This window comes from Vibrio fluvialis, assembly GCF_900460245.1.
Classification (GTDB): Bacteria; Pseudomonadota; Gammaproteobacteria; order Enterobacterales; family Vibrionaceae; genus Vibrio; species Vibrio fluvialis.
The window spans coordinates 263,140-277,935 of sequence record NZ_UHIP01000002.1; the positions used below are offsets into that span (position 1 = coordinate 263,140).

The following is a 14,796-nucleotide window of genomic DNA, read 5'->3' on the forward strand; positions in this document are numbered from 1 at the left end:
GGAGTTCACTAAAATTAAGACCTACCCCATTTCGTTCGACTTAAGCATAGATTTTAGCAGCTTAATGATCTCGAACACCAAATGAGGTGGTAAAAACGCCATTACCTTATTTAGCGCTCAATGAAAAATGGCAGCGAAATACATTTTCCCAAATTAATTACTGCAAATTTTTACCTAACATCCTAAGCAAAATTTTATCTTTCATCACAAAGTGATGATATAGAGCAGCACTAATATGAACCAAAACCAAGCTAAATAGCGCCAAACATGAAAATCTGTGTATAGTAAAAAACAAACCATTTATATCTACGCTGGTAATTAAGTTTGGCATGTATATAAGCCAAAAAAGATAATACCCATCCGTTAGCATAAAAAATCCACTTATAAACACCATGAACATTAAAAAATATAATATAGCATGCGCTAAACTAACTACTGCTGAGTAAGTGGTTTTATTTTTAACGTTGCCTTCAGATGGTCTAAAATATGACCATACCCATCTAGCAACAAACACAGGTGCCGCAACAGTAGCAAGAGACATGTTCAATGTTGATAGAAAGTTAAATATTTTAGGGTGACTATTTACAACAAAATGCATATAGTAGCCTGCCACCGTGGCATATAGAATGATACTCGCCATGAACCAGTGGAACCATCGCGTAATTGGGTCGATATTTGTCTTCATTTTTAAGCGTCCTAACCAATAAGATAGGCGAAAATTCTACTGATACATAAGCCAATTGAAATGAGACTAATCTGAAAGTTATATTATGAGTGAAGATTGGACGAACTAGTGTTTGCTGACTCGGTGGCTATCCATACTACTAGTTGTGACATTTAGCCAAAAACTGTCATTTAAGTTATCAACATGAGTGTATTTGGACGTACAGTAAAAACAGTTTGGTGAGAGAGACAAACAATGTTATTGCAACGCCCAAAACCGCAGGCTGATGAAAGCCTTGAAAGCTATCTGATACGGGTAGCAAACAACAATGGCTATGAAAACATCAATCGCTTCTTGGTGGCGCTAAAACATTACCTTTGCCATATCGACTCAAAACGATTTACCACTTTCCCGACTGACATTAGACAAATAAATCCATCTTCATCACAGCGAAGTTCCGCAGCTAGAAGTCATGCACTTCAATACATCAGTCAACTAACATTTACAGAAACTGCAGATTTACTTCGTCTAGCCATCAGCCGGTCACCACTAAAATTTTCGCCATCAACTACATCAGTGATTCGGGCTGGTGAAATACTTCCAAAATCGTTAATCCGAACGAAACACATTCCTTGCTGCTCAAGCTGTTTGATTGAACAAGGCTATGCCAATTACCTTTGGCACTTTGAAGGTTATGATTGTTGTCATATCCATCAGAAGCTACTGACATTCCGTTGCGAATGTGGCGAGCCCTACGATTACCGTATAAACGGATTGAGTTTACAGTGCTCCTCATGCGGTACAACAATCACTCAATCGAAAAATGAACCAGAAATTGACTCATTAGAAATTTCACTTTGGTTAGCCGGAGAAACCATCAAGTGGCTACCGGAGCTCCCAGCGAGTTATCGCTGGGGAACGATTCATTGGTGGATGAGAAATCAAAATACGGAGGTACTAGAGACCTGTAGCTTCTCTACTTTTTGGCGTCAATGGCCGGAATCCTTCCATAATCTAATCGAACAAACACTAAGTCATAACCAAGAGTACTCCCTACAGGCACCTCAAGAATGGCGACTCAAAGACTTAATCGGCGAGTTGCTCTTTGGTGCCATTAACCTTCCGAGACGAAACCTCCAATACAACCTGATCCTGAGAGAACTGTTCTACTACCTAGAAAGTCATTTATGGGAGAACAATGGATTAATTGCCAATTTGAAGTTGAACGCTTTAGAAGCTGCTCTTGTATTGAATTGCGATATAGAGCAATTGGCGTCGATGGTTGAGCAAGGGCTATTAGTAGCTATGAGGCATCAAAAGCACGATGAGCCCTTGAGTTATACAAACTACTTATTCCATTTCGGTGACATATTCTGTCTCTGGCTTGCCGAATTTCAGACCGATGAGTTTAATCGTTCGTTCTATACTTCTCGATGGTAATCCTATGACGTTAGATGAACTATTAGCAGCCACTGACTTTGAGGACCTTGTAAGCAGCACTAAGCGAGCATTTCGGCCACTATCTCCACTCATTGATATTACCAACAATCCGCTTGATGCACTGACTATCTTGGTCAACCTGACAGAAAAAGGCATAACCAACAAAAACCTCATGGACAGGACTCGCTGTAAAGAAAAGTTAAGGGATGACAAATGGTGGGCGGCAGTCTTAAAAACAGCCCAATACCGGCACAGCCATAATGTTAAATTTCCAGATATTCGTTCGACAGGCACTATTCGAACTGCAGCACCCGATAACCTTCCTGCTTATTTTATCACGTCGAGCAAATTGCCTAATATAGGGTGGTCTTATTCAAAGGACTCTTCCGATATCAACCGCTGTCTGTTTTTTACATCTGAATTTCTATGGGCAGGACAAGCATGCTGCTTAGCCAAAGCCTTGGCTGATAGTGAACACCCACTTTGGAAGGCACTCAAAAAATTAGGGTGCTATGAAAATACTAAGAAACAGGCTGTCAAGGCGCTTTCTCAAATTGCCAATGAGTTAACTGATGTCGATTTAACCGGTAATTATCTCAGCCAAGTGTCTTTTCCGGATGGACAGGATAGCTATCTATCTTTCTCTCCCATTGCATCCCAAGCTATGCAATGCTTTGTTTACCAATCGCTGGAACAGCATCATCGACAAACAGCACTCATGAGCTTTGACCGTGCACCGAATATGGGGCTACTTGCCGCCAGTTGTGGTGGTCGACTTCGCCTGATTGAAACGAAACCATACATAAAAGATAAGCGACACCAGTGCATTTCAAAACAAGCGAACTGGCTCACCAAAGAAGCCATTCGAGCGATGGAGCAGTATTTACGGTCCGAACAATGGCTAGCGACCCCAATTAAAAAACTGCGTCACATGACAACAGTAAAGTCCGACATTCGCGCGATGATCAATCGTTGGTTAACCACCGTCACAAAGACGGATGTTCTCTCCCCTACCGCCTTAGCCGAACAATTAAATAATGACATAGCATCCATACGTATTGTCGAAAAATACGCATATCAACCAAGGTTGACCCGGTTATTTATACAGCTGATTGAAAGTGATATAGAAAATAACAGTTCCAAAGAAGAGAGAAAACCGGCAGCGACTAGCCAGTACCTCTTAATTCCAGAGCTAAGGATATGTGGAGGTTCAGCCATGAGTTCGTCGGTGAGTGTAGGACTATTCTCGATGATGTCACTTTATGGATTTATCCATGCGTTTGAACGAAACGTACATCGTGTGCTGACGAGTTTTACCATTGATAGTTTTGCCATTTGCATCCATAACTACCACCTGGAAAAACGAGGGTTAACCAAAGAAGCGATAAAAAAAACAAAAGCAAATAAAGATGAGAAAGAAAAAATTGCGCCTCCCGCCATCTATGATGATTGGCAATTCGATAGTTGTATCAGTCTGATTATCAAAACACCGGAATCGAAAACGATATCCACCGACAAAATCGTTGCATTACTTCCAAAACGCTTTGCAAGAGGGTCGATTTGGTTGCCCATTGATGACATTCAAAACATAGCGACGTTTCCCGAGCCATTCACCGCAATACAGGCAATAAAAAATCCACTCGGTACTTGGTTGTCGTTTGAAGCGGACTTGTCGTTAACATCAACAGATTCACTCGTCGGTATCGCTGTCAATCGCAGAAATCTATGGTTAACGGGAATGGGATACCAGTATTTAGAACCGCCAACGGTGAAACCCGACTCTCTGCGAGATTATCCTCACGCCTTTGTCGAAAATATCTTGGGATATGTGAAATCCCAACCCGTATCCCGAGCGACCAATTTAGATGATCTATTTTGGTGTTATCAGGTCAAACCCTTTGGCGTTTGCTTACTCCCAAGGAGCATCAAATGAAACTTCCGACCCATTTAGCTTTTGAACGCTCAATTTCCCCTTCTGATGTTGCCTTTTTAGTCGTTTGGCCAGATGAACATAAAGAGCCACTGCCTTGTTACACCCGAACAATCGTTGGACTCAACGAGGGCTCACACGTTGGCTATGACGATTCCGGTGCTGTACGAAGCAACTTGAAAACGAATACGCTGGTCGAGGGCAATATTCATGAGTTGGATTATTGTTCTGTGCCATACGGAGCTAAATCAATAGAGTGCTGCTTCTCCGTTTCCTTTTCTTCTGCATTGCTCACACCTTATAAATGTTCAGATGCAGGCGTCAAAAAAACTCTTCAAGATTTTGTTCACTTGTATAACCAGCACACAGGGTTAGACGAACTGATAACCAAGTACCTCGCTAATATTGCACTAGGAACCTGGCTTTGGCACAACACCAAACGAAGTTATTGCATTGCCATAGAAATTCGGCCGTGGCCCTGGGAAGGAGAACCGATTATCATCGATAACATACAAAAATACCTTTCAGGTCAAAGTTCTATCCATGAATTGCCCTACTGGAATGAGCTCGTCGAAAAAATTAGAGAAGCGTTAAGCGTCCCTTTAGGTTTGTGCATTCTGGAAGTTAAAGCCAACTTGTTAAAGCCCACTATGGCGCAACTATACCCTAGCCAAATGTTTAAAGAAGCCACCCAGAAGGGGAATAGTCGTCTTTATCAGTCGAACGTTATTGAGGGTATCAAATCCCCCATTATGGGTTGTTATAAAACGGGAGCCGCCATCGCCAGAATAGATTCTTGGTATCCAGACGCCGAGGTACCAATTCGGATTGGTCACTACGGCGTAGATCGGGAAAACTGTACTGCATATCGGCATCCCGATACAGGAAAGGACTTCTTTAGTATTTTAAAGCGAACCGACCAATTTGTTGACCGACTAAAAGAGACCAAAAAGTTAAATCAAGACGAACTCAATGATATGCACTTCCTTATGGCTAACCTCATCAAAGGTGGACTATTTCAGGAAAAAGGGGATTGAAAGTATGCTTTACTATCGAACAGTCACTTTTTTGCCAATCAAAAAGAATAACGAAGCATTGATCGGATGCTGCCTAAAAGTACTTCATGGTGTATGTACTAAGTACACCATCAACACTATCGGAGTGTCTTTTCCCGAGTGGCGGAAGGAGACCATCGGTGACAAAATCAGTTTTATCTCACCCAACCCGCTAGAGCTAGACTTTTTGCTTCAGCAAGCCTACTTTGCTGACATGACAGCGCTTGGATACTTCAACATATCGGAGTCAACAATGGTTCCTGAAGAATGCCATCTGGCTGTTTTTCGACGCAATCAAAAAATCGACCAAGCGACACCGAATGGGCAAAGAATCAGAGCCGAACGTTTGGCGAAACGCGCTAGAGATAGAGGCGATTCACCTACTCGATTTACCCCAGAAGACCTTTTGTTTGAACATTATCATTCTATACCGATAACCAGTACCCGTAGTGGTCAATCATTCAGGTTAAACTTGCAATATCAACAACTAGATACCGTGGCACATGGAAGATGGGCATTCTCAAGCTACGGGCTTGCAAATAAAGAACTTGAAAGTTGCCCTGTTCCCGTCATTTGACCAATTTAATATTCATGCCCTATAATTTCCTGATTTTTAAACAAAAAAATTAACCATTAAAATAAAAGGTATTATTTTTGCTTTACCGATTAATAGATTGATAAATATACACTATATTTAAATTGACCATTGTTCACCGCCGCATAGGCAGCTGATAATATGGCGAGCGACGGAAACCGTAAATGTGAAGTGTTCACCGCCGCATAGGCAGCTGATAATTTGCACGGGCGCAAGCCGTTCCGGACGTTCAAGTTCACCGCCGCATAGGCAGATTTAACTCACAAATAGTCTTTTAAAGACTGTTTGCCTTGCTAATAATTGAGGATTGTAATCCTCAATACTACTGCAAAAGTAGTTGATAACAAACGTACCACTTTCATTCGAGCTCGTGATCAGGTACTACTGAATAAGTAGATATTGAAAAATTGGCCAGCACATTCAAATAGTTATCGACATTCCGTATTTTTAAGACGGAGAACCTCGAGTATCACTCCCAAGAATCATGGCTGCCGAACCTCTCACAGCTGTACTCGTTACGCCTACCCGCGACAACCGGGCCTTTTTATACTATTAATTGTCAATTAGAAGCGACTTTTCTTTAGTATGTCGGTGAATCATGTTGCCATATCGTGTGAATATACTTTGTACCCTGATAAGAGGTTTCAAACTCAATGTCCTGTATAGAGAAACTGTGGTCATCTAAAATTGCCCACGGTTTTAGAGTTTTCCCAATACAGCCTTTCAGATTTATTGAGTGCCAGCCCGCCGTTATATTGATGGGATCTGAGCTGGTTGTAATAACCTGTGATATAACGAATTATTTGTCCTCTTGCCTCGGTAAAGCTTCGATAACCTGACAATGGTATCCATTCTGTCTTTAGACTTCTGAAGAACCACTCCGTCGGGTGATTGTCCCAGCAATTATCTCACTTAGAGAAGTTTTTCTTGATTTGATAGCGCCACCATAGTTGTCGATACACATTATTTCCACTGGTAGCCTTTACAAAAAATTAGAACAAAGTTACGCGAAAAACTTGATAGCCATTTCCAGAAATACTATTTAAAAGTGCAGCTTCCATTACAGTCAGGCTATTAGGTCTCCAGTACCTAGAATATTACTCATTGCCAAAAGGATTTACTTTAGTATGTTGTAGCAAATTCAACTGATACCAATTCTGTTATATTTAATAAAATCTAATTGATTTTTATATTATTTATTACTAGTTTTCGAGAAAACCGTTTTTTAATCTTGATTTCTAGTGACGCTGGAATTTGGGTTGTGGATCCTTCAATGTAGGAAGCTGTTAAGCCAGAAAACTCATAGGGAATTTTAAGTCGGTCAAGAGTTTCAATGAGTATGCTGTTTGGTCCTCCATGTGCAGCAAACATTAATCTATTGTTGATACGATTACGTCGAGCTTTGGCATATATACCATAGCCAATTTTAATTAGAACTTCTTTGTAACACATCAGTTGTAAAGCCTTTCCTATCTGGGAATAACTACCAAGATCGCTAAAATCAGCACGCATGTAAACATCACGTTTTGAGCGCTTTATCCTCATTTCTACCTGTTTTGATATAGTCATGAATTTGTCTTCATCTAATAGTTTCTATTGACATTCTGTCGGTGAAAATTTCTTCCTTGGATGAGTAATGAAGCTAACGCATTTGAAATGATCCAGATGTCGGATGCCAATAAAGTTTGTCGGTTTTATTGTTAATAACGGACTTGTAAATCCAAAAGCCAAATCAAACTATATTGTCTTAGCTTAAGTCAATATAGAATAAACCGACTCAAAAAAAACGATCAAACATAACGCATAGAGCAGCCAAAAGAGATCAATCTTTATTGTCCTGACAGCAGCGGGCCGCTTATGTCATTCACCCTTCTTTTTGCACAATGATCTCGATGCGGCGGTTATTATTAAAGGTGAATTTTTGAACTCCCAGTACGTTCCGATCAAAGTTCGCGTTGTACTCGTATTCTTTCTCTTGGGGTTCACCCGTATTCATACACAAGTCGAACTCGTCTTTTTGTGGCTCAATGTACGTAGATTCATCGATAACCGTCTCAACAAACGTCACCGTCGCGGCATGCACATCAATCTGGTAGCCCATCCCCTGATAGAATTGCTTACCGCCCGATTTATTGATGGTTTTTTCCCCTTGGTTTTCACACGTTTTTATTAAGTATGGGATACGCTTTCCTTTGGAATATCGGTTACTGTCCACCGTGACACTTGAGTGCTTATACAAAAGATCATCGCCATCAAATAGTGCCACTTGATACACGTATTGGTCGGGCAATGTGTCGGCTAAAGTTGGAGGGCTCCCCAAGACAGAAAGCAAAGCCGCTGTCATTAATTGTTTTTTCATATTAGAGTACCTTAGTTTTGAATAATTCTCTCAATCAACACCTTATCATTATACTGTGCATTTACCCAGTGTAATCGTTTATATAATGACCTTTTTATCGATAATGGCTTATAATTGAACTTTGGCTTAAGGTATTTGAGCAGTATGTCATTGCGTGTTGTTACTGGAAAAAAACGGGTGGATGCAGATACCTGACACAGCAAATGAAGCAGGGCGTGGGTAATGACGTTGTAAAGGTTGTGGTAGTAGTCAAAATCTCGTTTGATTTGCATAGCCAAGGTAACGTTGCGAGTCGATTTTCAAAATATGGGGCTTTGTGTGCTTTATCAACCACAACATTGAATCAGAAATTGGTTTTCCATACTTCTAGTTATTCATGTGTTGCTAATGTTCAATTTTCCGAAAATGATTAATTCTGCCCAAAATGCTTGCTAGAAGTCGATCAGACTTTATTGTCGTTTCGGCAGTTTTTAAGATAGCAATGCACCTCAAAAATGATCAAACTTTATCTTTTTATAGCCTAAGAATTGCCTCAAAAGGCACGTTTCCTATCACAGTTTATTGTCCTCCGACACCAGACAGGCACATTCCTATAGCTTTCACAAGGTTTCAAGGAATGCCAATAGAACAGTAAACTCCTGCTTATCTAACCGTATCCAACGTAAAAAATCACTTCGACTTGCGATAACCTCACTGTTACGAAAGATCATTGACTCCTCTATATTCTCACTTCTGAAGTAGAATATTGGGCTAACGTGATATTTGACGACCTCTTCAAGTGAGGAGAACAAACCGTTGTGTCCATACGGACTCGTTTTAGAAACACTAACGAGTGAAGGTGTCCGGAATCGATATCGGTCTTGCGCCAAGTGCGTAACCATAGCTCGGCCTAAATCTTGCCCGAACATGTGAGGACCTTGGGAACCTTGAGGAACACCGATGGAATGAAACTTCATGTCGCTCAATAAATCACCGCTGTGGCAGGCTCCGCATCGTCCCTTTCCATAAAACACCAATGCACCTTGCTTTTGCTCCTGAGATAACACCGCCTTGTCGCCGTTTATGTATCTTTCCCATCTTGACGGCTCACATGAGTTGGCTGTCTTGTGACTAATAAAGCTAGCCAAAGCATTCCCAACTACAGGCAATGTCAGATCCTTACTCGACAAACCGGCAGACTTCAACGCGTCTAATAACGAGCGCACATCAATATCATTCGATTCGTTAAGTCGCTCTTGTAGAAAGATGTTCTGAGCATGCACTTTATCTTGAAAATATTGACTTTCGACCAGCTCAACATGGCGGTTATTGTCATATGGTCCGCTATGACCAAGAAATTCGTCTCTTGCAAGCAGCGGTAACACGGCAGCAACAGACAATGCAGAATTAAACCCCATGGAAAAGCCTTCACCAATTGGGGAGTAGATTTGGTTATTTTCGAGCTTGACTTTCCCATCCCAGAAGAACGTTGTAAAACGTGCATCAGCGCGAGCGAACAAAGTAAATGCGTTTCTCGGCACAACAGCTCCACCACTCTCTTGCCGCTGCTTATCTTCCCCTACACCGCCGACGCCCACAGATAAAGGTAAACCATCTGCTAATGCCTTTTTGTCGATGTGACAATTGGCACAAGAAATATCCTTATCTCCACTCAATACTGGACGTTCAAAAATGACTTTTCCAACAGATGCCATTGGCGTTAGTCCGGGTACTCCTCCCTTTTTACATACATCACCTTTAAGTTGAAAAGCGTGAATGGCAACATCCAATGACTCATCCAAGGTTAATGCCTGAGACTGAAAACATTGAAAGCTCGTGATAATAAGGATTAACCAAATCTTCATCTATCGCTCCCTAAAGCGATGCTGCTCAGTCAGTGCATCAATTGTACGTTGATGAAGTTCTATCGCTTCTAATCCTAGATATTCCAAAACACTTTCTGGAACCTTTAACGACAACATGATTTTTCTCGTTTTGTCATATTCATGGCATGCCATCAGATGGACTTTCGTCGTTGTATCAAGCTCTGGTTGGTTCGCTTGTTCAATATACCAAGCCTCATCCATAGCGAGAGCACATTCCGCCGTCTGTTGCATAAACTGATTTTTGTAAACAAAATACGCAGTAACAGGTGAAGCAACGTATATGCTTATCCAAACTAAACAAGACAATGACACAATGACGTAAAACAGACGTCTCATCGAGCCATGATCCCCAATGAGTTGAGTGTCTCCGTATCCAGCGTTTTCGACAACGGAATGTTATTCACTTTTCGATATGCATTGAGAGCTTCGCGCGTTTGCTTACCCATGATTCCATCTATGGTTCCCTGATAATATCCCAGATTGTAAAGTGCAAATTGCACTCTTATGATGAGGTCCTTGCGCTTCGCCAAGTCAGTTGGATTGACCTTCTGTGGTTTGGTTGTTGAGGGTGCGGTATAACTAGGGGTGCTAGGCTCGCTTAATGGCTCCGAATAGTACTTTTTAGTTGGAGCTGTATATGTGCCCCCTGATGATGAGCGGTGAGAACTGTGGCTCCGGTGACTGCTATGACTTCGATGTGCTGCAATATAGAAAGGCACCTCATTGTTGAGTGGGGCCAATGCTATATTATCCAAATCAAAATCATTAAGTACTCCGTCTCCTACAGCCATTGCCTCCTGGGCTCTAGACGATGTGCTCATTGCCAAAAAGCCTGGTAATAGGGCCACCAAGTTCCATTTATTCTTCATATGATTCTCCTAGCCTGTTGATGATACTTCCCTCTAGACGAGGTAAAGTAACCACCGCAACTCTTCAATAGCAGACACTGTCCACACTCATCAGGATAATAGTTCTTCCAATCGGAAATTGATTTAACCGCATAGGGTCTAAGTTCAGACGGAAGATGGCATAAAGGGAAATTAAACAACGTTGGGTGTAAACCTAAAACGTCTGCGAGACAAACAGCCTCTTTTAAGCACTCGACATAATCATCCGTTGTACTATACAAGGTAGACCAATTTTTTTTAGCCCAACCTGTAGCTTCCAAATTCATCACAGACAATTGAACAACATTGGAAAAAACTCTGCTGATATATTCCACGAGAACAGGAAGTTCATTCATATTGGCCTGTGTAGGTATGAAACGAATTTCCATTTCAATACCTAAGTTACCAGCATTAATCATACCTGTGACAGTCTCGGCAAATGCGCCTTTCGAGCCGACAAGCTCATCATGAATAGCGGCTCTGCTTGCATACAGGGGAATACCAAAGGCCAGTCTCATATTTCTAGTTCGTTGCGCTATTTCCTGGCTAAACCTCAGATCAGAAAACGCTCGGCCATTAGTAAGAATATGCAGTCGCGTCTTTGGCGCGAACTCGGATACAAAATCAAGAAAGCGCAAAAAATCAGATCCATAAATCAATGGTTCACCACCGCTAATACCGATCTCACCGTCAAAACCAAACGCTGCAACTGCTTGGGCAGCATAGGTCAATAACCACGAGTCAAAATCCTTTTTAGGTGGTTGAGAGCAGAACAAGCACAGGTTATTGCATCGCTCAGTGACAAGTAGAGTGTTGTGATTGGCATTGCGCGATAGAATGACTCGAAGTTGATCGAATGTATTAATGGTGGCAATGTCTCCATCATAAATAGACTCATATAAGGCTTGGTTAAACACAACACCGACAAACCCTATCGGAATTGATGGAAGTGACGTACTTTCATCTCCCATTATCAGCAATTGGTCGAGATACTGTGTCTCTACTGGATTGGTAGACTTGCGCAGTTGATAATAACCACTGTTGGAGAAGTCTCTCAAACTCAATTCAAAGAGATCCTGACGAATCGCGTCATCCATATATCCACTCCTTGAACATCTGGCCGACCTCATCTTTGCTACGGTAATGCTTGAGCACCAGCGTAAACATGGCTTTATGATATTGGCAAAAGCGAGACTGGCTTTTATCCCCTACTGGCTCACCAAATACGCTGATGTTTTGGCAGGGATCTGCACCACAAAATGGCTGATATGCACAGTCAATACAACCTGGATGACACAGAGAAAAAGATTGACTCAGCACACTGCGATAAAACTGGTTGTTACTTACATTTGGAGATTGAATAGTACCGAGGGAAAAATCGATATCTGAGTTCGATTTTTGAAGCATTCTCGCTTCATCGCTGCCAAAGATTCGGCCATCGTAGTTAAAAAGTATCGAATTCAAAATGACGCCGCTTGGGGACTTTAAATCAGAATAGCTGCTATAGTTCGGGTCTAGAATACGTTTCAGGTGAATCAGTGCTGAATGCTCTACCAACTTATATCCTCGTTGATGATAAGTGCTCAGAACATTAAGAAAACGTTCATAAAAGGAGATGTATTCATCGATAGAATATGTCGAACGCTGATCATGATTGGCAAAACCATAAGGGCTTACAGGTCGAATAAAAATATCGTTCAGTCCCAGCTCTGTATGTGTCGAGATAATATCTTCGGGATATGGTAGTAGAGCGCTCGTTACGGTTGTCACCGTTGCCACATGTTTATCACCAAGAGAGCTTTTGATTTTTTGTATGCCCAGCTTAACACGTTCAAATGAGTCCCCATTTCCTAGTATTCGATGTGAGTTATGTATTAGGTGTGAACCATCCAGAGAAGTAGAAAAGTGGATAGCTTTGGCTTCCGACCAAGAAACTATCTCATCCGTTAAAAGGGAAAGGCTCGTAGCGATGACAAACTCAAACTGCTCTTCTCCAAGAATGCTAACAGCACTATCATAAATTTTCTGAACGAGATCGAAACGTATTAAAGGTTCCCCACCTTGGATCTCCAGTTTGTAGGGAGGTGAAGATAAGGTCTTAATTTGTTCCATCATCGGAGTGATATTGCTTTCTTCCATGTCAAAATTCCGAGCGTGTATTGAGGCTCGGCTAACCTGACAGTATCGACATGTGTGATCACACCGTAATGTTGGAACGATCATGAAGATTGGGTTGAATTGCAACGCTTTCATCAGACGTTTGGACATACCAGATGCTAAGGCATTAACTGATACGCCTGAGCTATTGGGGGAAGTCAAAAACAACTTCGACTCCAGCAATAAATCTAGTTCTTCTGTACCAGTGGAAGAAAAGGAAACAAGTGATTCAAGCTGGGATCTATTCAAATACTCGAAGAAGCCCGCCTCATTGCTTAAGAATGCAATATCTGAGTCAATAAACTCGAAGTTGAAAGGAAGAAGTTTCATAAACGTAACTTCCGTTCTACCGATTCAAGTACAGATAATGTAATTCGTTCCCGCAACCTAATTGTTTGATGTGAAAGTCGTTCTCTGAGTAAATAGTCATTCAACAAGCGTTCAAATTCATAAATCTCAATATCACTCTCGGCAGAAAACTGAACAATCCATTCTTGCTCGCTTTCACTGAGTTGCCATGATGCCCGATGCGACATCCAATACAATGCTTGCCTGACAACATATTCAGAAAAACGATTTTTATCTATCCGACGTTCTATCACACGATATCCTAATAGCTTTTATTTGATTTTTATCACCTCTAGCCAATTACAATGTAGTCAAAAGTTAAAAAGTTGTCATTGGCGATCCTGATGAAAGAGTAATGATTTCAAACATAAGAGAATCTCCGCAGTTCGGTCGAATAGGAAGAACAAAAGAGCAATTTCACGTAATACGAGTGTAAACGCATTACACCTACATTCGCCAGGTTTGGTATTCTTCGACTTTTATCAGTCTGTAGGGTGTTAATCGAAAAAGTTATTTTTTACTCCTGAATTTCTAATTTTATGAGTGGTATTTCTCAAATAGTCTTCCCATCCAATATCCTTTGGTGGCGGCCGCAACATATCTTCCGTAACCTTAACACCCTCATCAAAAGGATTTTTCCAGGAAATAGGTTTATCACCTGAGGTCAACTTCGATGCAAAAACAAAATCTTCTTCGGTAATCGACGCATGTTGATTATCAATTGCTTCAATAGATGCTTGATAAATAAGATTTCTCAATGACCGCATGTTTCCTTGAGAGAATGCATACAATTTTTTCTGCAAACTTTCGTTAGCTAAGCCAGCCTGCTTTTCAAAAGGTAAAGCTTTATCAAGGTACTCCAAAAAAGTTTTGAATACACCGTTGCCTCCCTGGTAGCTGAAGGGTCGCAGTTCGAACTGAATTGAAAATCGTCCATGAAGTTGCGAGTTAGCTTGTAGTACAACCTTTGAATATGGCATTCCGAAAAGAACGATTGGACATTTCGTTTTGTTGAGTATCATTTTTAGCCAGTTACCTACTTGCGTGAGAACTCGATTTGACCTTTCTTCTACTAAATGCTGGAACTCATCGATAATAATCAACTTCACGCCAACTAGCGGGATTAAATCAATTAGCTTTTTCGTCAATCTGGCTAAATCTGTTTCATAAAGTGCTAGCGGATCCCCCATTTCAACCAGCAACTCCCTCGCAGCATCTACCGGCTTCGCATTGTCCGGCAGCTCTATATGCAAGACTGGAATTATATCGCCCCCGACTTCAGAATCTCGTTTGTTTTGACTTAAATATTTTCTGATAATTGTCGTTTTACCGACTCCCGAAGCACCATAGACCATCATACAAGTAGGCTCAGATTCAAAGTCTGATAAATCTCTACATCTATCCATGTAACATAATATTTTCGTCACGCTCGGCGTGGATACAAATGCTCTTTTAGCTTTTGAGATGCGTGCTTCTCGAGTTTCATTCATCTGGAT

At 41.3% G+C, this 14,796-nt stretch carries 14 protein-coding genes and 2 pseudogenes; 4 read left to right on the forward strand and 12 right to left on the reverse strand.

Annotated elements, in window-relative coordinates:
• Positions 1 to 157 precede the first annotated feature (157 nt).
• Complete coding sequence (locus tag DYA43_RS16260) at positions 158 to 685, reverse strand: cytochrome b (protein WP_081094723.1); 528 nt, start codon at positions 683 to 685, stop codon at positions 158 to 160.
• Between the two features lie 234 nt (positions 686 to 919).
• Between DYA43_RS16260 and DYA43_RS16265 the strand changes: the two genes are divergently transcribed.
• The 4 genes from DYA43_RS16265 to cas6f are packed head-to-tail and all read left to right on the forward strand — an operon-like array spanning position 920 to position 5,666.
• Positions 920 to 2,104, forward strand: coding sequence for a TniQ family protein (locus DYA43_RS16265; RefSeq protein ID WP_061055912.1), 1,185 nt, complete (start codon positions 920 to 922; stop codon positions 2,102 to 2,104).
• Positions 2,105 to 2,108: 4 nt separating this feature from the next.
• Positions 2,109 to 4,037: a type I-F CRISPR-associated protein Csy2 gene (locus DYA43_RS16270; protein ID WP_061055913.1), complete on the forward strand. Its 1,929-nt coding sequence runs from the start codon at positions 2,109 to 2,111 to the stop codon at positions 4,035 to 4,037.
• Complete coding sequence (gene csy3 / locus DYA43_RS16275; protein WP_061055914.1) at positions 4,034 to 5,071, forward strand: type I-F CRISPR-associated protein Csy3; 1,038 nt, start codon at positions 4,034 to 4,036, stop codon at positions 5,069 to 5,071. Before DYA43_RS16270 ends, csy3 begins: the two co-directional genes overlap by 4 nt.
• 4 nt (positions 5,072 to 5,075) lie before the next feature.
• Entirely contained in the window at positions 5,076 to 5,666 is a 591-nt protein-coding gene (gene cas6f / locus DYA43_RS16280; RefSeq protein WP_061055915.1) for a type I-F CRISPR-associated endoribonuclease Cas6/Csy4, read from the forward strand.
• A 695-nt stretch (positions 5,667 to 6,361) separates the two neighbouring features.
• Here cas6f and DYA43_RS16285 read toward each other — a convergent pair.
• The 11 genes and pseudogenes from DYA43_RS16285 to DYA43_RS16335 all read right to left on the reverse strand — a co-directional run.
• Positions 6,362 to 6,643: pseudogene (locus DYA43_RS16285) on the reverse strand (integrase core domain-containing protein); the annotation flags it as partial.
• A gap of 217 nt (positions 6,644 to 6,860) precedes the next feature.
• Positions 6,861 to 7,253 (reverse strand): hypothetical protein, encoded by a 393-nt coding sequence (locus DYA43_RS16290; protein ID WP_061055916.1) that lies wholly within the window; start codon positions 7,251 to 7,253, stop codon positions 6,861 to 6,863.
• Between the two features lie 295 nt (positions 7,254 to 7,548).
• Positions 7,549 to 8,043 carry a hypothetical protein gene (locus DYA43_RS16295; protein ID WP_061055917.1) on the reverse strand — a complete coding sequence of 165 codons (495 nt, stop codon included), beginning with the start codon at positions 8,041 to 8,043 and terminating at the stop codon, positions 7,549 to 7,551.
• Between the two features lie 32 nt (positions 8,044 to 8,075).
• Positions 8,076 to 8,315: pseudogene (locus tag DYA43_RS16300) on the reverse strand (DUF2913 family protein); the annotation flags it as partial.
• A gap of 327 nt (positions 8,316 to 8,642) precedes the next feature.
• On the reverse strand, positions 8,643 to 9,887 hold the full coding sequence (locus tag DYA43_RS16305; protein WP_061055918.1) for a His-Xaa-Ser system-associated MauG-like protein: 1,245 nt from the start codon (positions 9,885 to 9,887) through the stop codon (positions 8,643 to 8,645).
• On the reverse strand, positions 9,888 to 10,244 hold the full coding sequence (locus DYA43_RS16310; RefSeq protein ID WP_061055919.1) for a TIGR03982 family His-Xaa-Ser system protein: 357 nt from the start codon (positions 10,242 to 10,244) through the stop codon (positions 9,888 to 9,890).
• Positions 10,241 to 10,777, reverse strand: coding sequence for a His-Xaa-Ser repeat protein HxsA (gene hxsA, locus DYA43_RS16315; protein WP_061055920.1), 537 nt, complete (start codon positions 10,775 to 10,777; stop codon positions 10,241 to 10,243). Before hxsA ends, DYA43_RS16310 begins: the two co-directional genes overlap by 4 nt.
• The gene (hxsC, locus tag DYA43_RS16320) at positions 10,774 to 11,892 is read right to left on the reverse strand and encodes a His-Xaa-Ser system radical SAM maturase HxsC (protein WP_061055921.1); all 1,119 of its coding nucleotides are present in this window, start codon (positions 11,890 to 11,892) and stop codon (positions 10,774 to 10,776) included. The genes hxsA and hxsC overlap by 4 nt, the downstream gene beginning before the upstream one ends.
• A complete protein-coding gene (gene hxsB, locus DYA43_RS16325; RefSeq protein WP_061055922.1) occupies positions 11,885 to 13,282 on the reverse strand; it encodes a His-Xaa-Ser system radical SAM maturase HxsB in 1,398 nt (465 codons plus the stop codon). Before hxsB ends, hxsC begins: the two co-directional genes overlap by 8 nt.
• A complete protein-coding gene (hxsD, locus tag DYA43_RS16330) occupies positions 13,279 to 13,554 on the reverse strand; it encodes a His-Xaa-Ser system protein HxsD (protein WP_081094725.1) in 276 nt (91 codons plus the stop codon). The genes hxsB and hxsD overlap by 4 nt, the downstream gene beginning before the upstream one ends.
• Before the next feature lie 243 nt (positions 13,555 to 13,797).
• Positions 13,798 to 14,790: a TniB family NTP-binding protein gene (locus DYA43_RS16335; protein WP_061055923.1), complete on the reverse strand. Its 993-nt coding sequence runs from the start codon at positions 14,788 to 14,790 to the stop codon at positions 13,798 to 13,800.
• Positions 14,791 to 14,796 lie beyond the last annotated feature (6 nt).